Raw genomic sequence first — 22,367 nt, 5'->3', positions numbered from 1 at the left:
TGCCCCGAGACGTGGTGTAGCTGGCGCTGAGTCAGCACAGCGATCTTCGGCGTGAGCCGGATCGATCAGGCAGCCACAGCAGGCAGCCCGACGAGAGGATCATCGCTTACGGGGGCGATGCTTTCCAGCGTGATGTAGCGGGAGCGCTGGACGGCCCACTCGTCGTTCTGCTCGAGCAGGATGGCCCCGACGAGTCGAACGATGGCCGCTTCATTGGGGAAGATGCCGACGACCTCGGTGCGGCGCTTGATCTCGCCGTTGAGGCGCTCCAGGGGGTTGATCGAGTGCAGCTTGACCCGGTGCTGTGCCGGGAAGCTCATGTAGGCGAGCACATCGGGCTCTGCCTCGTCCATCAGGGTAGCCAGCTTGGGGACCTTGGGTCGGAGCTGATCGGCGACACGCCGCCACTGCGCACGCGCCTGCTCGGCATCGTCCTGGGCGAAGGCGGTGGCGATGAAGGCCGAGACCACGCGGCGTCCGCTTCGGCCGGCATGCGCCAAGGCGTTGCGCATGAAGTGGACGCGGCAGCGCTGCCAGGTGGCGGTGAGGATCTTGGAGATCGCTGCCTTGATACCTTCATGGGCGTCGGAGATGACCAGCTTGACGCCGCGCAAGCCGCGGCGCGTCAGCTTCCTGAGGAACGCCGTCCAGAAGGTCTCGGCTTCGGACGGGCCGATATCCATGCCCAGCACCTCGCGCCGGCCGTCGGCGTTGACGCCGACGGCGACGATGACGGCGACCGAGACGATGCGGCCGGCCTGGCGCACCTTCACGTAGGTGGCGTCGATCCACAGATAGGGCCAGTCGCCCTCGATCGGCCGGTCGAGGAAGGCCTTCACCCGCTGGTCGATCTCCTCGCACAGCCGGCTGACCTGGCTCTTGGAGATGCCGCTCATGCCCAAGGCCTTGACCAGGTCGTCGACCGATCGGGTGGAGACGCCTTGGATGTAGGCCTCCTGGATCACCGCGGTCAGGGCCTTCTCGGCCATGCGGCGCGGCTCGAGGAAGCTGGGGAAGTAGCTGCCGCGGCGCAGCTTGGGGATGCGCAGCTCCACCGTGCCGGCCCGCGTCTCCCAATCCCGGTCGCGATAGCCGTTGCGCTGGGCCAGTCGCGTGGCGCTCTTCTCGCCATGGGCGGCGCCGGTCAGCGCACCGACCTCGATCTCCATCAGGCGCTCGGCAGCAAAGGCGATCATCTCGCGCAGAACGTCAGCGTCAGGGGCCTTCTCGACAAGCGAACGCAGGTCCATCATCTCTTCGGTCATCGGTGGTTCCTCGCGTGCAGGTTGGAGCTCGCAACCAAACCCTAACCGGAAATCGCCGGTGACCCCCGCAAGGCCGCTCCCTCGCTACGGCGCCATCAAACAGCGCGCTCGCTCGCGGCCTTGCTCTCCCCAGCTACACCACCATCCGGGACACGACCGATAACTACAATTGCGCGAGCTGTTCGACAGCGTCGCGGTAGAGGTTGCGGGTAGCGAAATCCAAGTCTGCGAAAACGCCGTTTGTGCGCAATACTTCGTCGACGGGACTCACGAACTCGAAAAGAGTGGCCCAATCGACGTCCGAGATCAGGCGCATGCTGGTAATGATATTGCGGACCGTGACGTTGGCAGCACCCTGAAGCTGGTGCTCACGGCGCACCAGCTCGTCGGAATTCGTTCCCTTCTGCGCCAGGTGCTTCCCGAGCCATCCAACTGCCGGTATTGCGTCAGGATCCAGCTCGCGCAGTCTCTGCACGAGCTGGACCAGAAATCCGTTAGACAGGGACAATCGTTCGTACGGTCTCAGCGCTGCGGGATCAGGCGTGCGATCCTTCACGCCCAGTAGACGGTCTGCGACGAGATCGGCTTGTTCCCGCTCGAACCAGCGGCTCACGATGAGTTTGGCCGATCTTCGCAGGTTTTCGATCAACACGATACGGAGCGTGGTGGCGACGGCCCACAACTCGCCGATTGTGAGCGGCTGAACCAGCATGATAGGCACGCACGAAGCGTCAGCGTGTCCGGGTCGAATCGGCTATCGGTATGGGCCACAAAGGCTCGGGCCAGTCCGAACATACGGGGGTAGCCGGTGAGCGGGCCGTCGCTCAGCTTCGGCAACTCGCGATAGTAACTCTCCGGCAGGTCAGTGCGGACTTCTCGAATCTGTTGCTCGACCAGGTGAAAATTGTCGAGCAGCCATTCGGCAGCCGGCGCCATGGGTCGACCCTCAACGGCAGTGGCGGCAATCGTGCGATAAGCACCGAGCAACACGCGTTCGTTGTCGCGGAGACGGGAGACGAGAGACCTGCCGGCGGCTTTGCCCAAGTGAACAGGTTGGCTGGCTGCAAGGCTCTGCGCATGCTGCTCCAGTCGCTCAACACTGAACAGCTCGCTGCAGATGGGACTTTCATCATCGCGGACAGAGTCCAATCTGTCGCGCCCGAAGTAGCGCGATACGAAGGATCTGAACGCGCCTGGCATATCGGCCGTCAGCGCACGGCAGGTCCGAGCCTGACCACGAGCCCGGTTTGCGCCAGGCTCGCCGCCTTACGATTGGCATCCATCATTATGCTGGTCCCCTTTCCGGGGAGGGCGCGATCCCCGGAGCGGGGCCTGACCACCAAAGCGCGTCACTCACCCCTGCGCGCAGCTTTGCCCAATATGGGGTCTGCCCATGGAAGAATGAAGGCGCGACGCGCTCTTTTCCTGGAAATAATCGTCGGACAGAGTTGGCGCAACTTCTCGATCCGGCAAGCAGACCGCTAGGAGATCAGCATTCCGAAGGTGCGGTCATGGCCTCCTTCCATTAGCGCCGCGACGGACTCCGGATGGACTTGGAACGCCTGCTGCTTTATGGCCACGATAGCTGAGCTGGAACTCGTCTTTTCGCGCCCCGCCTAGGTACGACGTCCCCGTTTGGCCAACAACATGTCTGGGACACCAGACGTAGGCGCGTATGACGTAGGCGCGTATAATGACGACATGCGCACTACCGAGACCGTGATCACGTTCCGGCACTCCTTCGTGCTGTCCGCGCTGGATACGCCGCAGCCCGCCGGAACTTATCGCCTTGTGATCGAGGAAGAGGAGATTCCTGGCCTGTCCTTCGTGGCCTTCCGGCGCACCGCGACGCTGCTACATCTGCCCGCGCTGTCGACGACAAGCGACACGCATCACGTGGTGCAGGTCGATCCCGTGGAATGGGCCGCCGTCGTGGAAGCGGACGGCCGGGATTAAGGCCGGTTCTGCCCGCGACGACGGGAAAAACGAGTAGCTTGAATCATTTCAAGCAGATATCGCTTGTTCGCTGGTCAAATATCACCATTTCTCTAGCAGCTATTGCATCGCGAGCGCCTGAGCGCCCGCCCCCAATGCTCCAAAAATTTGGAGAGGGACGCCAAATTCAGGCCGCTGCGCGATCGATCGCCTTGAAGTTCGCCGAGCTAACCCGGATTTCTCAAACCATCATCTCTGACGTCATGATCGGCGGGCAGTCGAAGATGGTGGCCCGCGTGGATGCGGCGAAGAGGGAGCGGGCGTGAACGCGGGCGAGCGGCAACACGCCGCGGGCTGCGACGCTATCTGGGCGAATGTGGCCTATGCGCTGTCTGGGTCGTCAGCGGGCGGCGGCAGCGAGTGAGATCCAGGCCTGCTTGAAGGAGCGCTGGTTGGGCCAGGCCGAGGCCATGGCGAGCCTGATGCGTCGCACGCTGATGGTGATCAGCGCCCCGATCTTGAGCAGCGCCAGGCGGATCGAGCCGCAGCTCGCCTGGGCGAAGCGGGTGTGCCTGAGCCCGATGCGGCGCAAGGCGCAGAGCAGCACATAAGCCATCGAGGCAAACCACAGGCGCAGCTGGTTGGCGCACATGGTGGCGGCCGAGGTACGGTCGGCGAACAGCTCGCCCTGGCACTCCTTGAGGCGGTTCTCCATGTCGCCGCGCGCGCAGTACAGCTTCTCGTAGATCGCCCGGGCCTTGCCGCCCTTCAGCGAGGTCACCACGAAGCGCGGGTTGGCCTCGCCGTGCGTCCATTCCGCCTTGGCGATGACCCGTCGCCTGCTGCTCCAGCTGTCGCGCGTCGACCACAGGAAGTCCTTGAAGCGGCGGGCCGGCCGACCGGTCCGCCGGCTTTCGGCCTGGGCGGCCGCCAACTCGGCCTCGATCTCGCCCGCCAGCCGAACGTTGCGCGCCAGGCCGAAGAGGTAGTCCACCCCGTTGGCCTCGCACCAGGCCATCAGCGACTCGCGAGCGAAGCCCGAATCGGCCCGCAGCAGGATTTGCACCCGTGGCCAGTGTCGGCGGAGCTGCGCCACGATCCGCGCCACCTCCTCCGCCGCCCCCGCCGAGGCATCGATGTTGGAGCGTCGCAGCTTGGCCGCCAGCAGATGACGGCCGCAGAAGATGTAGAGCGGCAGGTAGCAATAGCCGTCGTAGTAGCCGTGGAAAAACCGCCCCTCCTGCTCACCGTGCAGCGGATCGTCGGTGGCGTCCAGGTCGAGCACGATCTGCGACGGCGCCCGCTTGTGCGCCTCCACAAACACCGCCACGAACAGCCGCTCGATCGCCGCCGGGTCGTGGTCGATCTTGTGGTACAGCGAGCGCCCAGGCCCGCTCAGTTCCAGCCGGTTCAGCGTGCTCTTGCCGGCCACCGGCGCGCAGTCCCGGCGGCGCGCCGTGAGCTTGCCCGCCAGCACCGCAAACAGCCGATCGTGGCGCAGATGGTCGTGGTCGTTGAGGTCCTCGTAGCCCAGCGCCAGCCCGTACACCCGCTGCCCCACCAGCGTCCGCACCGCGTGCTCGACCAGCGACGGGTCTCGAAAGTCCCTAAAGCAGCCGGCTAACCGATCGATCAGTCCGAGCGCCCGATCCGTCGCTCCCAGCAACAGCCCGCCGGCGTCCGGTGTGATCGACCCGCCGTCGAACGACGCAACCACCGCCCGCCTTTCAACAGGTGCAAATCCAAACAAATCCGCAATACACTCTGTCGGCATCGGAGCGGCTTCCTTTCTCGGATAAAGTCGTTGTCGCAAAACAACTTTCTCAGAGTCAGCCCTCCGATGCACCTCTCTCCTTTGAGATATCCGGGCTAACCCTGCCTGAAGGCAAGACGACCGGCGGATCATCATTTCTGATACCGACCGGGAAAAGCCAATGAAGGGCGAGATCGCCGCCGTCGGTCCGGGCGACCGCATCCTGTTCGACAAGTGGTCGGGCTCCGAGATCAAGTTCGATGGTGAGGATCTCCTAATCATGAACGAAATCGGATGCGTCATCGAGAACCCGGGTGTCGCCAACGCCAAGAAGAAAGCGGTGTAACACCAATCGAATTGTCGAGGCATTCAAACAAGGAACAAGAACATGTCAGCAAAAGACGTACGTTTCGGCGGCGATGCCCGCACCCGCATGATCCGCGGTGTCGATATCCTGGCGGACTCGGTCAAGGTCACGCTCGGGCCCAAGGGTCGCAATGTCGTGCTCGACAAGTCCTTCGGCGCGCCGCGCATCACCAAGGACGGCGTCACGGTGGCCAAGGAGATCGAGCTTTCCGACAAGTTCGAGAACATGGGCGCCCAGCTCGCGCGCGAGGTCGCGACCCGCACCTCCGATGCGGCCGGCGACGGCACCACCACGGCGACCGTGCTTGCCCAGGCGATCGTGCGCGAGGGCGCCAAATCGGTGGCCGCCGGCATGAACCCGATGGATCTCAAGCGCGGCATCGATTCCGCCGCCGAATGGGTGGTCGAGGAGCTGAAGGCGCGCTCGCGCAAGGTCTCGACCCGCGAGGAGATCGCGCAAGTGGGCACCGTCTCGGCCAACGGCGACAAGGCGATCGGCGACATGATCGCCAAGGCGATGGACAGGGTCGGCAACGAGGGCGTGATCACGGTCGAGGAGGCGAAGGGCCTGGAGACCGAGCTCGAAGTCGTCGAAGGCATGCAATTCGATCGCGGCTATCTCTCACCCTACTTCATCACCAATGCCGAGAAGATGATCTGCGATCTCGAAAATCCCTACATTCTCATCCATGACAAAAAGCTGTCGGGCCTGCAGGCGATCCTGCCGCTACTCGAACTAGTGGCGCAGTCGGGCCGGCCGCTCTTGATCATCGCGGAGGAGATCGAGGGCGAGGCGCTGGCGACCCTGGTCGTGAACAAGCTGCGCGGCGGGCTCAAGGTCGCGGCCGTCAAGGCGCCAGGGTTCGGCGACCGGCGCAAGGCGATGCTCGAGGATCTGGCGATCCTGACCGCCGGCCGCGAGATCAGCGAGGATCTCGGCATCAAGATCGAGAACGTGACCTTGGACATGTTGGGGACCGCCAAGCGGGTGCACATAAACAAGGATAACACCACCATCATCGACGGCGCGGGCAAGAAGAAGGCGATCGAGGCTCGGATCGCCCAAATCAAGGCGCAGATCGAGGAGGCGACGTCGGACTACGACCGCGAGAAGCTGCAGGAGCGGCTGGCCAAGCTCGCCGGCGGCGTGGCGATCATCAAGGTGGGTGGCATCACCGAGATCGAGGTCAAGGAGAAAAAGGACAGGGTCGAGGACGCGGTGCATGCGACCAAGGCCGCGATCGAGGAAGGCGTCGTTGCCGGCGGCGGCGCGGCGCTGCTCTATGCGACCCGCGTGCTCGAGAACAGGCGGAGCGCCAACCACGACCAGCAGGTCGGCATCGACATCGTGCGGCGTGCCCTGCAGGCACCGCTGCGCCAGATTGCCGAGAATGCCGGCTTCGACGGCGCGGTGGTGGCGGGCCGCCTGCTCGACCAGAAGGACGTGCATTTCGGCTTTGACGCCCAGAAGGCGGAGTACGTCGACATGATCAAGGCAGGCGTCATCGATCCGACGAAGGTCGTCCGGACAGCGCTCCAGGGCGCGGTGTCAGTCGCCGGGCTGCTGATCACGACCGAGGCGATGGTGGCCGAAGCGTCGGCCAAGAACGCGCAACAGGCAATGCCAGGCAGCGGCGATATGGGCTTTTAAAATCCGTTGCTTCTTGTCGTCGCGGGCACAGAGCCTCCTCGTGAAGTCGGGAAGCCAGACAACCAGGTTGAACTGGATCTTTCGCCCCTCGACCAGATGATTGAGGCCGGCGCTCGACGGCACCGATATGGACGAAGGCCACCAACCGGCTGGATGAAGTCAAACCCGGTTGATGTTGAAGAACCTCACGGTCGCCGTAGTTTTGGGAAAATCCTTTCACAACATGGACATGCTAGCATGCCCCGCGGGTAGGCCGTCGAATTCGCATTTGTCTCGGGAGCAAGTCACTCTGTCTGCAAGGACGTTGCGCACCGGCGCGGGAATCCCCATGTAACGCGTGGCGATACTCGCAAAAAGGACCCCCTCATGGAGACCGAACGGACTCATGTTCGCTCGGGAGTCGAGGTACGACAGGCGGCAGCCGCCTTCGCACAGCCGATCGCTGAACGAGGCGCGTTGCAGCTCCTGACTTCCTTCGGTCCGTTCGTTGCCGCGTGCGTGGCAATGTATCTCGTCTTCCCGATCTCCTATCCGCTGACACTTGCCCTCGCCGTGCCGACTGGCACCCTTCTGGTGCGCATCTTCATCATCCAGCACGACTGCGGTCACGGTTCATTCTTCGCCTCGCGCCGGGCCAATGCGATGGTCGGCCGGTTGTGCAGCCTGATCACGCTGACGCCGTTCGCCAACTGGGGGCGCCAACACGGACTGCATCACGCTGACTGGAACAACCTCGACCGCAAGGGCGGCGGCGCCGACATCTATTCGTCCTGTCTGACGGTGCGCGCCTATTCGGCGCTGTCGCCCCGGCAACGCATTCTCTACCGCTTGCCGCGCCATCCCCTGATCGCCAACGTGCTGCTGCCACCGCTGGTCTTCGTGCTGCTCTATCGGCTGCCGTTCGACACGCCGAAGGCCTGGAAACGCGAGCGATGGTCGGTGCATCTCACCAACCTGGCGCTAGCCGCGGCTTTCGGCGCGCTGGTCGTGCTGTTTGGCTGGCGGGAGGTTCTGCTCATCCACCTGCCCATCATGGTCGTGGCCTCGATCGCGGGCGTGTGGCTGTTTTCGGTGCAGCATCGTTTCGAGGCCGCACGCTGGACCGCCAAGGGTGACTGGAGCTTTGCCGATGCGGCCCTGCAAGGCTCATCCTGGTTCGGCCTGCCGCCCTTCCTGCACTGGCTGACCGGCAACATCGGCTTCCATCACGTTCATCACCTCAATCCGCGCATACCGAGCTATCGGCTTCGCGCAGCACATGAAGCGGTGCACGCCCTGTTGCCGATAAGACCCCTCAGCATCCCTGGCGCCTTGCGCGCACCATGGCTGACGCTGTGGGACGAGGCCTCCGGCCGGCTGGTGCGCTTCCGCGACGTGGAGAAGGTGGCAGGATGACCGTCCGGCCTCGGTATCGGCTGACCCGGCCTCGGTATCGGCTGACGATCAGCTGGCGCGACCCGCCTTTGGTCCAGGCCTCGAGCCGCTTACACTACAGGCCTCACCGGATCTGAAGGGCCCGGCACGATCGACGACTGCCGTCGTGGCCTTTCGCCACGAAGCAAAATGTCGGCGGACCCGCCATTCGCCACGATAGTCCGGGCCGCCGCGTTCATGGCGTCAAACGCCGGTTGCTGCTCATAATAGTGGCCGTAGAAAACGCCATCCTTGGTTACCTCCCAAACGCCGGCTCTGCGGGCCAACAGAAGAAGGGTCGGGACGATCTCCGGCTGTTCGACCATGTATGGGACCGGATCGAGGTCCGCCGATCGTGGCGCATCGGGCGCGCGGGGCGCGGCCACCTTCTCCGGAGGGTCATCGAGCCGCCGGATTCCTCGGATGAAACGGTCGGCGTAGGCATCGGTATCGGTATAGTCGTGCTCACGACGGCTCATCCGCATTGGCCCGCCGAAGACCGAATCCAGCCTCTCGACGAACTCGGGTTCGGACTCCGCCATGTGCGCTATCAGCGCCTGGAGTATGCGCTCATGGGCAAGAACGCGTCGTTCAAGATCGGTGTTTTCGGGTTCCGCCAGCGACTGGTGTTCGACGGACTCGGTATCCTCGCTTTTGCAATTGTCGGGCGGCCCTTCGTCCTGTTTCGCGTCGGCAGGGGCGGTTGCGCCGCTCTTGATCAAGCTCGCGGCGGTGTAGTGAGATCGGATTGTCATGGATGCCCCTTTCTCGGGGTGGACCAGCATCTCCAGGAGCGGAGATGCGTGTGCGCCGGTATCGAAACGAGCGCCGGACCACGGCAGATATGGGGATGCCAGACCCGACATTGAAGCCCGGCGCCCGGTATTATCGACGAACAGCCCATGCCCAAAAATCTGATCGGCAACGTGATTTCGTCGAACGCGGGGCAAACGCCCGGCCTGTTTATGAAGGCGTCGCGGCCCGGAAATGACCGGCTCTTTCAACAAGATCGATCATGCGAGCCGCGGCCTGAACCGTCAGCGGATTGGGGGGGGTGAAGCCCGGCTTCGGCAAGATGTAGGTCGCCATTTCGCGGGCAACGCCGACCTACCGCTCCGACGCCTCGGCGAGCAACGCGATCACCAAATTCTCCAGCGCTATTACGCGAATGCGGAGCTGCACCAGCTGGGCATTCGTCAATTGAGGGATCTCGGACGGCGTTTCCGCAGGCACCGATGCGCCTTGCGGTCCACGAGGTCCGGCTCCCCCTTCGTTGTCCCACCTCGAAAGCGCTAGCTGGCGCTGTCGTAAAGAGGCTGCGGAATCCATCTCTTTGTCGGACATGAGGTAACCTCCAGAATCGAGCGAGTTGCGCTGTTCTTGATGGCATCGTTGATGATGCGCCGTTGCAAATTCGAGCGGAAGGGTGCTGAGCGTGAAAACCACCACCGACAAGACGGCCAAGTCCTAGTTTCGAACGATCCGGTTTCCAGAGGTCAGACTACTGACCCTGTCGTTTCAAACGACAGGAAGATGACAAGGCTTGCCTGCTCAGATGTGTCTGGGTGTAGTGGGGTGTTCGACGTCCCATGAATAATTCGGGAATGTGATCAATACCGAACAGACTCCTGTCCTGCTGCTAGTCATTGATGTCTGCGTCCGCCAGTCCCGTCGAATCTCGCTTAGGACGAGTTCACCCGCTGGGATCCGGTGTCGCAAGGAGGCTCTCCTCGACACCGCCTTTTGTATGGCGACCTCCAAGGCATATCGAAGCAGACGAATTTTCAGGAGGATCCAAATGTTCAATCCCAAACTGTTTGCGGCGCTGTCGGTCGGCCTGATCGCGGCCGCTTGTGCGGGTCCATACGACCGGCAGACTTCCATGTCGTCAAGCGTCGCGAGCACCCCGACGGCATCGGAGCGAAACTGCCTCGACTATGGCTTTGCCTCCGGCACCCCGGCCTTCGATCGTTGTGTCCGGAACGAATCAAGCGCTCGGGCGGCCGGACGCGCGAATCGCGACTACCCCGAAGCACGCTTGAGCGAAGACGCACGTCAGGCCTGTTACAGCTATGGCCTCGGGCGAGGCACGCAACGCTACGACAACTGCGTGACGCGAGAGATCGATGCTCGACGCTATCGTGACCAGTACAGCCAAACGCCCTTACCACCACGAGCCAACGCCGCGGGCTACAACCCTATGCCGTCGCCCACACCCTATGTAGGCACACGCACCGCTACGACGGGCATTGAAGCCTTCCGCGACGAATATGGTTTCCGTTACGACACGCAGGGCGATCGCATCGATCGCAACGGACGCATCATCAGCCCACAGAGCACAACGCCCTAGGCGCGCTTCTTCCGCGGTCCGTTGCAGACCCGTCAACGACGGACCGCGCAATTGCCAATCGAAAGGGAGCTAGACCGGCGACACGTCGGTTCATCGGCGGCAATGCATACGAAATCGGAGACTCATATGTCGAGAAGCCAAATGACGACCAACGATTTCGATCTCGAATTCAAGAGCATGCTGCCGCGCCTTCGCATCTACGCCCTGTCGTTGACCCGCGACGGTGGACTCGCCGATACGCTGGTCCAGCAGACCGCATTAAAAGCGCTGGCCGACTGCAAATCGTTTCGTCCTGGCGAGAATTTCGCCGCATGGTTGTTCCGCATTCAGCGCAACGAATTCATCTCCGGCTTGCGGCACGCTCGACCAACTGTAGGGGTCGACGACGTCGTCACTGACACTCTCCGCTACAAGAGATCGGATACCCACCCTCAACGCGTCTAAAGGAGGTCGATCCAATGCCGCCGATAGTCTACGGCGCTGGCATCAACCTGAATACTAACATTCCTTAACCTTCATTGTCGGCTCGAGGGACGGCAGAGGTTTCGTCGCCCCTCCGTCGCCGGAGGCGGGGATCGTCCGGCGCGTTACCTCTATCCCCAAGAAGGCTCTTGTCTGGAGGAGGCATCCAATGCATGCCATCAAGTTCATGGTCATCATGTCAATTCTGCTCGGTGCTACGGCCTGCGGCGATACGTGGGGCCAGCGCGCGGTCACCGGTGGTGCGATCGGCGCCGGCTCGGGAGCTGCCGTCGGCGCCGTGACCGGCATTGGTGTCCTGCCGGGCGCGGTCGTGGGCGGTGTCGTGGGCGCCGGCGTCGGCGCGGCGACCACGCCGGGTCGTCGCGGTTGATCGGGCCCGTCGCAGCGAGGCGCCGCAGAGGTCTCAAGGTGCCGCTGGCGCCCGGTTTCGGTGACCGGCGGCAAGGATATGCTGCGCGATATCGGCGCCCTAACCGCCGGCCAGGTGATCAGCGACGATCAAGAGGGCACTACCTGCCCTTTGCCTTCTCGCGCGGATCGGGGCGTGATGCGACATAGCGGTAGAATGCGGTTAGCCGGTTGACGTAGGAGCCGGGATTGCTGAGCGCAAGCAGGCTGGCCCCTTCGCCTGCACGCATCGCCTGAAAGTACTGCCAGAGGTCGGGACCGCGACGTTCGAGGAAGATTACCGACTGTAGCGCAGACGAATCGAACAGCGGCAGGAATGCAAAGCGAATTGAGCTGGTGTTCTCAATCGCAAGCACAGCGCGCTCGGGGCCGCGTTCGCGAACTGTCAACTGATAGGTCGTGCGCCCCGCGCGGTCGACCTCGAAATAGGCATAGGCGCGGCCAGGTACGAAATCGGCCGCACGCAGATCTCGCTCGGTTGGCGAGGATGTCGCGCTTGCGACAAGCCCGGCCTCAAGCGTCAGGGGTTCCCAAACGCGCCTTGAGTTCGACCAGTAGGGAATCAACCGATAGTGTGAGAAGGCGCCGATCCGATCGAGCAAGCCATCCATGCCGGCCGCGAAAGTAAATGTGCCAGCAATCGCCCCCGCAAGACGCGTAGTCCCGCTCCACCTGAGACAATCGGACGGCGACCAATGCGCTTGACGCAGCTCGCTCTCCTGCCACACGGCGACGGCAGGCGGCTCGTCGGCTGCCGGAAATGCGGGTATCGCGGCCTCGTCGCATGGGGGCCGAAGCGCTCCGTCTGCGGGCTGAGGTGCCCCGATCGGCAGAAGGATCAACAGCAATGGCAGCAGCCGGTGCATGACCGTAGTTGCCTCCGACGCGGGCAAACCCCTGCAGACCGCATCGTTCCCAAGAAATCACCATCGCCGCCATCTCTGACGAATTCCGGACCAGCCGAGGACGGCACGATCGGCTGCGGCACGTGATTCAGGTCGTGCGACTATGCGAACTAGACCCCTCGCGGGAAAGCCAACGGTCCTCGACATCGAGGCGAGTACGGCCGGTCTCGGTGAGGTTCAACTCGTCGCCGGCGTCGGCGACCAGGCCCATCGACAGAAGCAACTGCCGATGTCTGCTTGATGTCCGATGCCTTGTATCGGACCTTAGTCGACGCAGCGAGGCAAATTCTTGCCAGCTCAGCAGCGCCCTGTAATTGCGGTCCATGTTCATTCTCCAGCGATGTGGATGTCCGCAGGGTGAGGTACATAAACGCCCCTGTCTGTCTCAAAGAGGACTGTCCAGAAGACATCCGACAGGGTGCCCATTGGCTTTCGCTCACCGCGTCCAACAAGATGCCCGTCAAGAAGAGACGCCCGTCTGAGCGAGGGGCTCACCCAGACGGGCTATAACGGCGACTGCCGCGGGGAGAGTGCGAGCTCGCCGGTGTTCGTGGAGGGTCACAGTGGGCCGGGTCAGAGTCTGTCTCGTATTGACCGCGACCATACAATTTCCGGTGGACAGTCGGTCTTCGACCCTGGCCGGTCGCACGGGCAATCGTGGCACCAGCACCTTCCAGCCCCCCGGGCGTGCCTTCAGCGGGTGAGGCATCGAAACCGCCATGGCGACATCGCCGTGGCGGCGTATGAAAGGGCGGCGCCATCAGCGGCACTTGCGAACCTTCAGCGTTTCGATCTCGCTCCTCAGCTGGGCGATTTCGGCCTCGACATCCTCGCGGCGGAGCTCCTTCCCTGAAGCTCGATGCACTTGCCCTGGCCGCTCTTTCGTTGGCTGCATGGTGTGCCTCGCGTGCCAGGTCGGCTTGAGTCTGAAAGCTTCGACGGTCTCGCACTTCTCGCTCGAGGGCCGGCTTCAAATCGGCGATCTGCGGCTCGTTGATAGCCGCTTTCTCTCCGAGGCCGGCCGCGTCGGTCCGGCCGGCAGCCCGTGCCAGGAGCAGCACTTCGATCGCCGCGCGACTCGCTCTCCGGACATTTTGGCAGTCTGTGCAACTAATCTGTTCGGATGGTGTTTGCAATATTGCGGGCTTTCGTCCTTATCGCGACGAGGAGGGAGCCTCTTAATCGTCGCGAGCCACATACGCGCCACAAGGAGCCGCCGTATGAACGCTCAGGAACTGGCTCAGAAATTCTCCGCCAAGGTTGCCGCTGCTGCCTCGGAGCAGCAACGTCAACAAACCGTTGCGACCGACCGCGCCAAAAGCCGATTGGACGACGTGGTCCACATCAAGAGAGCAATGGAACAGCAGGTGATGCCGTTCCTCGCAGAGCTTGAGTACCACTTCGGAGCTGATCAGTTTTCTTTCGCGCCGCAAATAGACATCGACCACAAGCCAGTGGGTGTTTCGTTTAGAATCGGTGACGGCGCGCCCACAACCATCACGACCGCGTTCGGCAATATTGTTGTGACTCGTTTGGGGGCCAGTGGATCCTCAAAGGGCGTTGCGTTTGTGTATCCGCCGGATGCTGAACCTTTCATTTCGAATTCGGGCGATCTCACACGCGAGAAGATAGCGAAGTTGGTAGAGTTGGTGATCGATAACTCCGCCGGGTAGATGCCGCTGCCTCTGCCGTCTGGCTGCTGTTAATGCAACCGAGGGCACGCGTTGATTTAGGCAGCAGCAAGGGCAGACGGCGCTCCATTGGAGTCGAACATGCGCGCACTTGCAACCATAGCCGTTCTAGGCATTGTCACCTTATCGCCACCAGTGCTTGCTGAGACTTGGCGGACGAAGGTGACGCTTATGGAAGTGGGGTCGCCCGCGAACTGCGTTGAGGCGGATGTCTCAAAGTTGTTCTACGATCTCACCGTGACCGACAGCGAGCTTTCGGTAAAGACCGATAGCGGGAAGACGTACTCGACGCCAGTTGCCGCCGATGGTTCTGTCAAAACAACCTTCATGGGATCTCTCGGCGCGAATACATATTCCCTCGAACTTACGGGGAATGTGAAGACGCGGGAGTTCGAGGCGTTCAACAAGCGGTTCTCATGCCGGTTCAAGCTTACGCCAGTACAATAGGATCAGGCGCCTCGGTGCTCCCTCGCCGGCTCTCCGCGAGTCCGACGCCGCCGCACTTGCCGTATAGCAAAACTACGGACTGCAGTTGCACGGGAACCCCTAGTGGATGGAATCTAACACTTGGTGCCCTCGTTTGACGGCGGCGATGATTTTGTTGGGGTCCTTTGTCCAGATGAAGGGCCTTGGGTCTGCATTGTGGAGGCGAAGGAAGCAGTGGATGGCGTCTTTGAGTTCGCGAAGAGATCGGAAGACGCCGCGCTTGAGGCGTTTGTTCGCGAGCTTTGCAAAGAAGCCCTCGACGGCATTGAGCCAGGACGCCGACGTTGGGGTGAAGTGGAAGGCGAACCGCGGATGCTTGTCGAGCCATTGCATCACTTTGGGATGGCTGTGGGTGGCATAGTTATCGATGATGACGTGGATCGTCTTTCTCCTGGGTGTCCTTGCATCGATGGCGTTGAGGAAGCGGATGAACTCTTGATGACGATGGCGCTTCATGCACTGGCCGATAACCTTGCCCTCCAGGACGTCGAGGGCGGCGAACAGAGTGGTGACGCCATGGCGCTTGTAGTCGTGGGTCATGGTGCCGGCGCGCCCCTTCTTCATCGGCAGTCCCGGCTGGGTGCGGTCCAGCGCCTGGATTTGGCTCTTTTCATCGACCGAGAGCACGATGGCGTGGTCGGGCGGATTGACGTACAGCCCGACGATGTCCCTGAGCTTGGCGGCAAACTGCGGATCATTGGACAGCTTGAATTGGCGGACCAGATGCGGCCTCAGGCCATGGGCGCGCCAGATCCGTTGCACCGAGCTGACGCTGATCCCGGCCGCCTCGGCCATCGCCGGGCCGGTCCAATGGCTCGCCCCCGACGGCGGCCCTGCCAGCGTCATGGCGACAACGTGCTCGGCCACCTCGGGATGGAGCGGCGGGATGCGCGACGGGCGTGTCTTGTCGCGCCACAGCCCCGCTGCACCTTCCGCCCCGAACCGTTCCTGCCAGCGCCAGATCACCGTCTTGGCCTTGCCGGTGGCACGCATGATCTCGGCAGTGCCATGCCCGTCGGCGGTCAAAAGAACGATCCTTGCCCGCCAGACGTGCTTTTGCGGGCTGTTGCGGTTGGCCACCACCGCCTCCAGCTCGCCACGGTCCGTGGCATTCAACTGAAAGTTCGTTCGCTCGTGCATTCCTCTGACTCGCATACGCGAGCCCGATCGGGAATCCCCTCGCGAATCGAAATGTTAGATTTGGTCCACTAGGTGTTTGATCCCGGGGTTTGATGGCGCAGTCTTCTCGCAGACATGGCGGGTGTCGCTGCGTCGCGGCCTCGCGCGCCTCGCGGTCATGACGGCGAAGCGTGGAAGGGTACCGACCGTTGCGGAAAGCACTCCCCCCCGATGAGAGTTGCCTGTCGGACGGAAGCCTCTGTCCCAGCATGGTCGAGCCGGAAGCTCGAAAAGCTCGAACTAACGCCGCCGACGAATGTACCCCGCCAGGAAGCCGATACCGGCGATGACCGCCAGCGTCCCCAGCGGCCGCTGCCGCACCGTCTCGACCAGGGATTCCGTTGCCTTGTCACGCAGCTCGGCCGATCTTCTCGTTAGCGCATCCACTCGGTCTCGGGCAGCGTCGCCATATTCATCGACGAAGTCCTGCGCCGCCTCGATCACGTTATCGATCGCCTGCTTGCCCTTACTTTCAATCGTATCAAGCGTTCGGCTAGCACCGTCGCCGGCCTCGGCTTCCATCGTCGCGGAAACCTTCTTGAGCTGCGCCTTCAAGGCATTGACTTCCTTCACCAGTTCCCTGTTTGCGGACGCGCCGCGATCGCTGACGCGCATTGGTGTCCTCCGGCCTGTGAGAGCTAATCCTGCGCAATAAACGCCGCCGGCCCTCCGGAAGTTTCATCAGCAGCGAAGGTGTCCGGGGAATGGGTGGGCGCGGCTGCGTGGCGTCCGGCCGCTAACGCCAATCGTGATCGACTGCCGCGGGCGGCAGATAGTGCTGGACGACGGCCCGAGCATGCCGGTTTCCGCCAAGGACAGATCGCTCGAGGCCTTGGGTCGGCATGACGCCGCCGGCCGTCGCTTAGTGATCACAGATGTCGCCGTTCCGGCGATCACAGATACAAGGGCCCTAGTCGCTTTGCGTCCACCCGCTTTCCCTGCGGCCGCAGTTGCGCAGAGGCGACGATCTTGCTGTTCTAGGCCGCGTCTCACGGAGAAACGGCCCGACCGCGATCGCGCCAATGCGGGCAGCGAGCTGCGCATCGTGGCGAAGATCTATCAAGTCGATCGCGACTATTGGACCAACGTCCTCAAGTCCATCGCGCCACCACCGCAATGTCCCCCGCTCCGGCGAGACGGAGAAAGGCCTCTTTACTCGGCCAGGCCATCGAGCGCCTGTCGTCCGTCGGTTGGGTCGGGCCGTATGATTTGGTGATGGTCGAGGCCATGGCCTGCGGGATGGCAGTGATCGCATGGCAGCGCGATGCCGTAACTGAGGTAGTCGACTAGGGCTGACAGCCTTCGTCGTCGCGGGCTTCGCCCAAAATGGTGGAACGTTCAGTGCGCGCAATCGTTTTTCTGTAATGCCCCAATTTGCCTGGCCTGCGTTTACGCTTGAGCGCAAGGACCGCCATCTGGTTGTTATCGAGGTTCCCGCAGATGTGTCGAAAGAACCCGTGGAGCTCGTTGCCTTCTTGATCAAGGGTTTACTGCCCGAAGGCGGCTTTGCTCTCAGTTCGCAAGGAACGGCCAAAGGAACGAGATTGTTCTGCGCCTTCGCATCTGCGGTCGATGCGGAGAGCATGATCGACGCTGTGAATGCGCAGGAAAACAATCTCTCTTTCGGCTGGGCCAGCGAACATCATTGCGCGATCGACAAGGCGACCGCCAAAATCATTATGGGACTAGTGACCTCTTCGAGCAGAGGTCCTGAAACCCGTAGCAAACGCCAGGGACCACCCCGGATGCCATGAAGTAGCAGGTGCCTGTCCCTATAGAAACCTACGTCTGGTAGTATTGGTGATGTAGGCTGCCGAGTAGCGGCCGAGCGATGCTAGAAGTGTTCGATCGGGCGGTGGCGCGGCGAATCCTTGTCTATGGGGACAGATGCGGCGTTCGACCCTGATGCTGCTTGTATTCCTGGGCATCGTGCCGCTTCTGGGCGCCTGCCATACCACGGCGGGAGCGGGCCAGGACATCTCCAAGACGGGTCAGGCCATAACGAGGGGGGCGAACAACGCTACACCTCGATAGACGCCATTCGCGGCGTCGCTCAGCTCGCCCCGCCCACGTCACTCACGGGATATCGTAGACCGACACCTCGTCCGCAATGCCGCGCAGTGCCGTGCGCCGGAGAGCCGGCTTCAGGTGGGCGATCGAGAGCAGCGCCAGGGTCTGGGCATTCTCCACCACCTTCCCCGTCGCCACGATCGAGCGCGAGTCCGTGAGCCCTTGCACGCGCGACGCGACGTTAACGGTCTGGCCGAAATAGTCCTCCTGATCGTTGACGTTGACGGCGAGACAGGGCCCCTCGTGGATGCCTATCTTCAGGACCAGATTCTGATGCTGGCGCTCGGCGCCGAGATTGCTCATCGCCTCACGCATGCGAATGGCGGCGGCGATGGCACGGTCAGGCGTCTCGAAGGTCGCCATCACCGCATCGACGATGGCGCCTCTTTCGGAGACGATGACTTCCTGCAGCAACCAGAAATGCTCATTGACGAGATCGAAGGCCACGAGGTCGCCGACCCGGTCAAGGTCAAGCTCAGGCATCAACACCGCCTCGGCATTTTGGGACTGGCGCAGGGTGCCGAACAATGTAGCAGCTTCACTCATGCGGCAACGCTACATCAATGTAGATGCGGCGGACAGACGGCCTTGGAAATCTTGCGCCGGGTCGATGGCTGACGCTCCACGCAAGCGTCCATGGTCAATAGCGAACAGACTCGGTCGCCGCCGTCGGTCACTAATGTCTGCGTCCGCCCGTCTTGCCGATGCTCCTCCTACGACGAGCCCACTCGCAAGAATTCGATGTCACAAGGGAGCTCTCCTCGACATCGTCAAGTTGGATGGCCGTTTCCAGAGCTGTCTTATGCGCAAGAAATCTATGGTGAATATCATGTTCCGTCCCAACCTGTTTGTGGCGTTGTCTGCCGGGCTGATTGTTGCCGCTTGCGCCGGGCCAAACAGGACCTCGATTCCCGCAAGCATGGCAAACGCGCCGGCGACCTCGGAACGTAATTGCCTCGACTACGGCTTTGCCGCCGGCAGCGCAGCCCTCGCCCGCTGCGTGAAGCGTCTGGACGAAGACGCACGCAACGTCTGTTCCGACCATGGCTTACTTCTGGGCACGTCGCTTTACGAGCAATGCGTGTCGCGCGAGATCGACGCGCGGCGCTATCGGGAGGAGAAACTGACGCCGGACGAGCCAGTGTCTAGCGACGAGGCCTTCCACTACGAAAATGGCTTCGGTTACGACGCTCAGGGCAATCGGATCGACAGCAACGGCGGCATCGTCAATCCACACACCACGACGCCTTAGTCGCGACGACACTCCGGGTCGCTCGAAACGGTCACAATTGGCATTCGAGGCATTTGACCTACCGCCGGATATTTTTCCGCATTCCTTTGTGGTGTAGGCCACCGACAGGACACGCGAGGCCGTGCTTTGAATCAGCGTCGCTGTTTCAACGCGGTGCGCTATGCCAAAGTCGGAATCTTCGCGAAAACGCGACTTGGAGTGCCTACGCTTGGCGGCAGAGTGCAAGCAGCTGGCGAACGATGTTCGCAATCCCGCTTTGCAGTCGCACTTCCTCCGGATGGCCGAAGTATGGACCAGCTTGGCGCACCGAGAGTCGGGATCGGATACCCAGACCGGGCATTGAACTGAGCCAGGCTACCTCGGTTATATGGGATCAAAGCATCCCGCGGGTTCTCACCTCTCGCTTCGTCCCTTTGTATTGCCCTGGACGGCCGTTGGGGGCGGTGTCAAGAAGGCATCAAATCGCTCCTTGACGATGGCGTAGCACTCACACGACGCCTTTTCGAGGCCACCCCGATCGTGCACCCGAATCCTCCCCCGACGATAGCTGATGAGGCCGGCCACCTGTAGCGATTGCGCCGCAAGCGTCACGGATTTGCGATTGGCGCCCAGCATGTGCGACAGGAACTCGTGCGTGTATGGCAGGGCCTCGCCGTCTGCCCGGTCATGCATCATGAGGAGCCACCGGCACATTCTCTCTTCCGTTGTATGCAGGGCATTGCAGGCGACGGTCTGCTGAACCTGCGACAGCAGCGTTTCGGAATAGCTGACGAAGAGATCGCGCACGTGCTCACTACGCTTGAATTCCGACTGCAGCAATTCGATCGGGCAACGAACCATGCCGCCTTCGAGCTGCACAAGACATCGATTGAACGAGACGCGGCTATACATCGCCGCGAAGAGACCGAATGCTCCCTCGCGTCCAATATTAGCCGTCTCGATTGCCGAGCCATCTTCCAAAACCGTCAACAGCGAAAGGACGGTGCCCTGTGGGAAATAGGCATGGCGTAGAAGGCCGCCAGCCTCGCAGACGACGGCACCGAGCTTGAGCTTGACAGGCTCGAGGTGAAGATCGATCCGCCCGAGGCTGGCAACCTGCATTGCGCCGAGCAGTCGATTGCCTCGCGCGCTGATTGTTTGGTTTCTGGACATAGCCGTGTTGTGGATATGCCAGGCTGCGTCACAGCCGGACTTGATCCGAGAGGATGAACCCGCTTGCGAGTGTGAGTCTGTATAGAATTGACCAACCTCTGCGCGTTCGCGTTTTTTAGTCGGAGGCGGGTGACGCAGTCACGGACGGTGATCGTTCGCCGAGCTATCGGCCGCCTCACCGCCCGCTCCAGAACCGGATGCAGCGTCAGCAGAGATCGACGACCCGGTCGAGATGCCGCTGCCGTCCAATCCGCAGACATTCTTCCTCGGCGGTCTTTTCGCCCTGGGCGTGTTGGCGGCGACTTATGTTGCAAGTTCGATCATCCTCCCGTTGTGTTGGCCTTCGTATTGAAGCTCGTTCTACAGCCTGCTGTGCGTGTCCTTGAGCGTATGCACATCACTCGCGCCATTGGGGCGCTCTTGCCGATCCTGCTGGTTATCGGATGGCTTGTGGGTCTGGTGGCGGCCTTATCGGGGTTCGCTGCAACTTGGGCCAAAAGATTGCCAGAGGGCATTCCGCGCCTTGAAGCCCATCTGGTGGTCCTAAGCGAGCCAATCCACGCGTTGCAATGAGTCATCCAACAGGCCGAGGAAGCCATGGACGCTCCGGGGCAGAGGGCCCTGCCATCGCGGTTCGCCAGGATCCCGCCCTGACGGGCGCACTGTTCTCGGGAACGCGCGCCATCCTCGATGGTCTGCTTACAACTGCCTGGTGCTCTATTTCCTGATGGTGTCGGGAGACACCTTCCTTCGACGCATAGTCGAAATCCTGCCGAGGTTTCGCGATAAAGGGCATTTCATGAGCAAGCTCGAGAGCAAAAGCCTATAATGTGCCTGAGTGCTTCTGCGGTCAGGAGGGCGCGCGATCATGGCAAAGAAAGCAACATCCTCCACCTTCGACGCGAAGGCATTTCTCGCCACCGTCAATCACGGTCGCTCGGTGTCCGACTATCGCAAGGACGATGTCGTCTACCTCCAGGAAAGGCCGGCGGACGCCGTCTTCTACATCCAGACAGGCAAGATCAAGATCACGGTTGCGTCCAAGCAGGGCAAGGAGGCGGTGATCGCGATCCTGGGGCCGGGAGAGTTCTTCGGCGAGGGTTGCTTGATCGGTCAGCCTCTGCGCCTCGCGACCGCCACGGCAATGGCCGAAAGCAAGGTGATGCGGGTGGACAAGGCCGAGATGATCCGCGTTCTCCACGAAGAGGCGACGTTCGGAGAACTCTTCACGGCCCATCTCTTGATCCGCAATAGCCGCGTCGAGGAAGACCTGATCGACCAGCTCTTCAATTCGAGCGAGAAGCGGCTGGCGCGAACGCTTCTCCTTCTCGCAAATTTCGGCAAGGAAGGCGGGCCGCAGCCGATCACCACACCGATCAACCAGGAGATGCTGGCCGAGATCATCGGCACGACCCGCCCGCGGGTCAGTCATTTCATGAACAAGTTCCGGAAGTTGGGGTTCATCTCCTACAACGGCCACCTGCAGATCCACAGCTCCCTGCTGAGCGTCGTGTTGCGCGACGAGACCTGAAAAGAACCTGCCGGCGGTCTTGCCGTGTTCAAAAGCGGACGGACTTCCGTCGTCCCAACGCCTAGTCTGACGCCTCGCACAAGCCGAGGTGGCAATGAGCGCAATCCTGATCATCATCATCTTGATCCTGCTGCTTGGCGGCGGTGGCGGCTACTATGGCTACAATCGTTACGGAGGACGCGGGCTGGGTGGCGTGTTCGGCCTCATTCTGATTGTCCTCGTTGTACTCTGGCTTTTTGGCGGCTTGCATCTCAACGCCGCCTGATCCGAAAGATCGTCAGCGCGTTCGTACGCATCCGGCGAAGTCGCGGAACCGCGAACTGAGCACACAGACGTGATTGGTATTCTCGACCGGAAGTCCCAGTTGCTTTACGGACGCCTGTCATTGGTCGAAAGGACAACACGATCGAGTCGGCTGCCATGGACTATCGTTGTGGGTCCGCTGCCCGCTCGCTGACCGACGCCGCCCATGCGCGA

At 62.0% G+C, this 22,367-nt stretch carries 26 protein-coding genes and 1 pseudogene; 17 read left to right on the top strand and 10 right to left on the bottom strand.

The genetic code is table 11. The features are described 5' to 3' along the window. Positions 1–65 precede the first annotated feature (65 nt). Together OJF58_RS19285 and OJF58_RS19280 are read right to left on the bottom strand one after the other, a co-directional pair. Complete coding sequence (locus tag OJF58_RS19285) at positions 66–1,265, bottom strand: IS256 family transposase (RefSeq protein ID WP_300779380.1); 1,200 nt, start codon at positions 1,263–1,265, stop codon at positions 66–68. A 163-nt stretch (positions 1,266–1,428) separates the two neighbouring features. Then, the gene (locus OJF58_RS19280) at positions 1,429–1,977 is read right to left on the bottom strand and encodes a hypothetical protein (protein ID WP_300779379.1); all 549 of its coding nucleotides are present in this window, start codon (positions 1,975–1,977) and stop codon (positions 1,429–1,431) included. A gap of 50 nt (positions 1,978–2,027) precedes the next feature. On the opposite strand from OJF58_RS19280, the gene OJF58_RS19275 reads away from it, so the two are divergent. The 3 genes from OJF58_RS19275 (at position 2,028) to OJF58_RS19265 (ending at position 3,526) form a co-directional block, all read left to right on the top strand. Then, positions 2,028–2,750, top strand: coding sequence for a hypothetical protein (locus tag OJF58_RS19275; protein ID WP_300779378.1), 723 nt, complete (start codon positions 2,028–2,030; stop codon positions 2,748–2,750). A 216-nt stretch (positions 2,751–2,966) separates the two neighbouring features. Beyond that, positions 2,967–3,221, top strand: coding sequence for a hypothetical protein (locus tag OJF58_RS19270; RefSeq protein WP_300779377.1), 255 nt, complete (start codon positions 2,967–2,969; stop codon positions 3,219–3,221). 38 nt (positions 3,222–3,259) lie between these two features. Then, positions 3,260–3,526, top strand: coding sequence for a hypothetical protein (locus tag OJF58_RS19265; protein WP_300779376.1), 267 nt, complete (start codon positions 3,260–3,262; stop codon positions 3,524–3,526). A 74-nt stretch (positions 3,527–3,600) separates the two neighbouring features. On the opposite strand, the gene OJF58_RS19260 is transcribed toward OJF58_RS19265, so the two are convergent. Continuing rightward, entirely contained in the window at positions 3,601–4,974 is a 1,374-nt protein-coding gene (locus OJF58_RS19260; RefSeq protein ID WP_300778536.1) for an IS1380 family transposase, read from the bottom strand. Between the two features lie 127 nt (positions 4,975–5,101). Here OJF58_RS19260 and OJF58_RS19255 point away from each other — a divergent pair. The 3 genes and pseudogenes from OJF58_RS19255 to OJF58_RS19245 all read left to right on the top strand — a co-directional run. After that, positions 5,102–5,299 (top strand): annotated as a pseudogene (locus OJF58_RS19255) (co-chaperone GroES); the annotation flags it as partial. A 42-nt stretch (positions 5,300–5,341) separates the two neighbouring features. Next, positions 5,342–6,970: a chaperonin GroEL gene (gene groL, locus OJF58_RS19250; RefSeq protein WP_300779375.1), complete on the top strand. Its 1,629-nt coding sequence runs from the start codon at positions 5,342–5,344 to the stop codon at positions 6,968–6,970. 366 nt (positions 6,971–7,336) lie between these two features. After that, positions 7,337–8,365, top strand: coding sequence for a fatty acid desaturase (locus tag OJF58_RS19245; protein ID WP_300779374.1), 1,029 nt, complete (start codon positions 7,337–7,339; stop codon positions 8,363–8,365). Between the two features lie 89 nt (positions 8,366–8,454). Here OJF58_RS19245 and OJF58_RS19240 read toward each other — a convergent pair whose 3' ends face one another. Together OJF58_RS19240 and OJF58_RS19235 are read right to left on the bottom strand one after the other, a co-directional pair. Then, a complete protein-coding gene (locus OJF58_RS19240; RefSeq protein WP_300779373.1) occupies positions 8,455–9,390 on the bottom strand; it encodes a hypothetical protein in 936 nt (311 codons plus the stop codon). Positions 9,391–9,490: 100 nt separating this feature from the next. Next, a complete protein-coding gene (locus OJF58_RS19235; RefSeq protein ID WP_300779372.1) occupies positions 9,491–9,847 on the bottom strand; it encodes a hypothetical protein in 357 nt (118 codons plus the stop codon). Positions 9,848–10,181: 334 nt separating this feature from the next. Here OJF58_RS19235 and OJF58_RS19230 point away from each other — a divergent pair, with 334 nt between their 5' ends. The 3 genes from OJF58_RS19230 (at position 10,182) to OJF58_RS19220 (ending at position 11,586) form a co-directional block, all read left to right on the top strand. Beyond that, positions 10,182–10,733 carry a hypothetical protein gene (locus OJF58_RS19230; RefSeq protein ID WP_300779371.1) on the top strand — a complete coding sequence of 184 codons (552 nt, stop codon included), beginning with the start codon at positions 10,182–10,184 and terminating at the stop codon, positions 10,731–10,733. A 141-nt stretch (positions 10,734–10,874) separates the two neighbouring features. Next, positions 10,875–11,177 carry a sigma factor gene (locus tag OJF58_RS19225; RefSeq protein WP_300779370.1) on the top strand — a complete coding sequence of 101 codons (303 nt, stop codon included), beginning with the start codon at positions 10,875–10,877 and terminating at the stop codon, positions 11,175–11,177. Positions 11,178–11,364: 187 nt separating this feature from the next. After that, entirely contained in the window at positions 11,365–11,586 is a 222-nt protein-coding gene (locus tag OJF58_RS19220) for a bacteriocin (protein ID WP_300779369.1), read from the top strand. Positions 11,587–11,725: 139 nt separating this feature from the next. Here the strand turns inward: OJF58_RS19220 and OJF58_RS19215 are convergent, their stop codons facing one another. Then, positions 11,726–12,490, bottom strand: a complete 765-nt coding sequence (locus OJF58_RS19215; protein ID WP_300779368.1) for a DUF6675 family protein — start codon at positions 12,488–12,490, stop codon at positions 11,726–11,728. 1,259 nt (positions 12,491–13,749) lie between these two features. Between OJF58_RS19215 and OJF58_RS19210 the strand changes: the two genes are divergently transcribed. Both OJF58_RS19210 and OJF58_RS19205 read left to right on the top strand, forming a co-directional pair. Continuing rightward, the gene (locus OJF58_RS19210; protein ID WP_300779367.1) at positions 13,750–14,202 is read left to right on the top strand and encodes a hypothetical protein; all 453 of its coding nucleotides are present in this window, start codon (positions 13,750–13,752) and stop codon (positions 14,200–14,202) included. 99 nt (positions 14,203–14,301) lie between these two features. Beyond that, the gene (locus tag OJF58_RS19205) at positions 14,302–14,667 is read left to right on the top strand and encodes a hypothetical protein (RefSeq protein ID WP_300779366.1); all 366 of its coding nucleotides are present in this window, start codon (positions 14,302–14,304) and stop codon (positions 14,665–14,667) included. 99 nt (positions 14,668–14,766) lie between these two features. On the opposite strand, the gene OJF58_RS19200 is transcribed toward OJF58_RS19205, so the two are convergent. Both OJF58_RS19200 and OJF58_RS19195 read right to left on the bottom strand, forming a co-directional pair. Continuing rightward, positions 14,767–15,846, bottom strand: a complete 1,080-nt coding sequence (locus OJF58_RS19200; RefSeq protein ID WP_300779365.1) for an IS630 family transposase — start codon at positions 15,844–15,846, stop codon at positions 14,767–14,769. 279 nt (positions 15,847–16,125) lie between these two features. Then, entirely contained in the window at positions 16,126–16,500 is a 375-nt protein-coding gene (locus tag OJF58_RS19195; protein ID WP_300779363.1) for a hypothetical protein, read from the bottom strand. Between the two features lie 749 nt (positions 16,501–17,249). Between OJF58_RS19195 and OJF58_RS19190 the strand changes: the two genes are divergently transcribed. Beyond that, positions 17,250–17,639, top strand: a complete 390-nt coding sequence (locus OJF58_RS19190; protein ID WP_300779361.1) for a hypothetical protein — start codon at positions 17,250–17,252, stop codon at positions 17,637–17,639. A 133-nt stretch (positions 17,640–17,772) separates the two neighbouring features. Then, entirely contained in the window at positions 17,773–17,919 is a 147-nt protein-coding gene (locus OJF58_RS27190; RefSeq protein ID WP_366526787.1) for an entericidin A/B family lipoprotein, read from the top strand. A 42-nt stretch (positions 17,920–17,961) separates the two neighbouring features. Here OJF58_RS27190 and OJF58_RS19185 read toward each other — a convergent pair whose 3' ends face one another. Next, positions 17,962–18,483: an adenylate/guanylate cyclase domain-containing protein gene (locus tag OJF58_RS19185; RefSeq protein WP_366526786.1), complete on the bottom strand. Its 522-nt coding sequence runs from the start codon at positions 18,481–18,483 to the stop codon at positions 17,962–17,964. Positions 18,484–18,757: 274 nt separating this feature from the next. Between OJF58_RS19185 and OJF58_RS19180 the strand changes: the two genes are divergently transcribed. Then, a complete protein-coding gene (locus tag OJF58_RS19180; RefSeq protein WP_300779360.1) occupies positions 18,758–19,207 on the top strand; it encodes a hypothetical protein in 450 nt (149 codons plus the stop codon). Positions 19,208–19,600: 393 nt separating this feature from the next. Here the strand turns inward: OJF58_RS19180 and OJF58_RS19175 are convergent, their stop codons facing one another. Continuing rightward, positions 19,601–20,308, bottom strand: a complete 708-nt coding sequence (locus tag OJF58_RS19175; protein ID WP_366526785.1) for a Crp/Fnr family transcriptional regulator — start codon at positions 20,306–20,308, stop codon at positions 19,601–19,603. Here OJF58_RS19175 and OJF58_RS27185 point away from each other — a divergent pair. From OJF58_RS27185 to OJF58_RS19160, 3 genes are all read left to right on the top strand, one after another. After that, positions 20,273–20,416, top strand: a complete 144-nt coding sequence (locus OJF58_RS27185) for a hypothetical protein (protein ID WP_366526784.1) — start codon at positions 20,273–20,275, stop codon at positions 20,414–20,416. The two genes, OJF58_RS19175 and OJF58_RS27185, sit on opposite strands and share 36 nt — an antisense overlap. A gap of 811 nt (positions 20,417–21,227) precedes the next feature. Beyond that, a complete protein-coding gene (locus tag OJF58_RS19165) occupies positions 21,228–21,890 on the top strand; it encodes a Crp/Fnr family transcriptional regulator (protein ID WP_300779357.1) in 663 nt (220 codons plus the stop codon). 94 nt (positions 21,891–21,984) lie between these two features. Continuing rightward, positions 21,985–22,155 carry a DUF3309 family protein gene (locus OJF58_RS19160; RefSeq protein WP_300779356.1) on the top strand — a complete coding sequence of 57 codons (171 nt, stop codon included), beginning with the start codon at positions 21,985–21,987 and terminating at the stop codon, positions 22,153–22,155. Positions 22,156–22,367 lie beyond the last annotated feature (212 nt).

It is taken from the genome of Enhydrobacter sp., assembly GCF_030246845.1.
Taxonomy (GTDB): Bacteria; Pseudomonadota; Alphaproteobacteria; order Reyranellales; family Reyranellaceae; genus Reyranella.
This window is presented reverse-complemented; position numbering and strand designations above follow the sequence as displayed.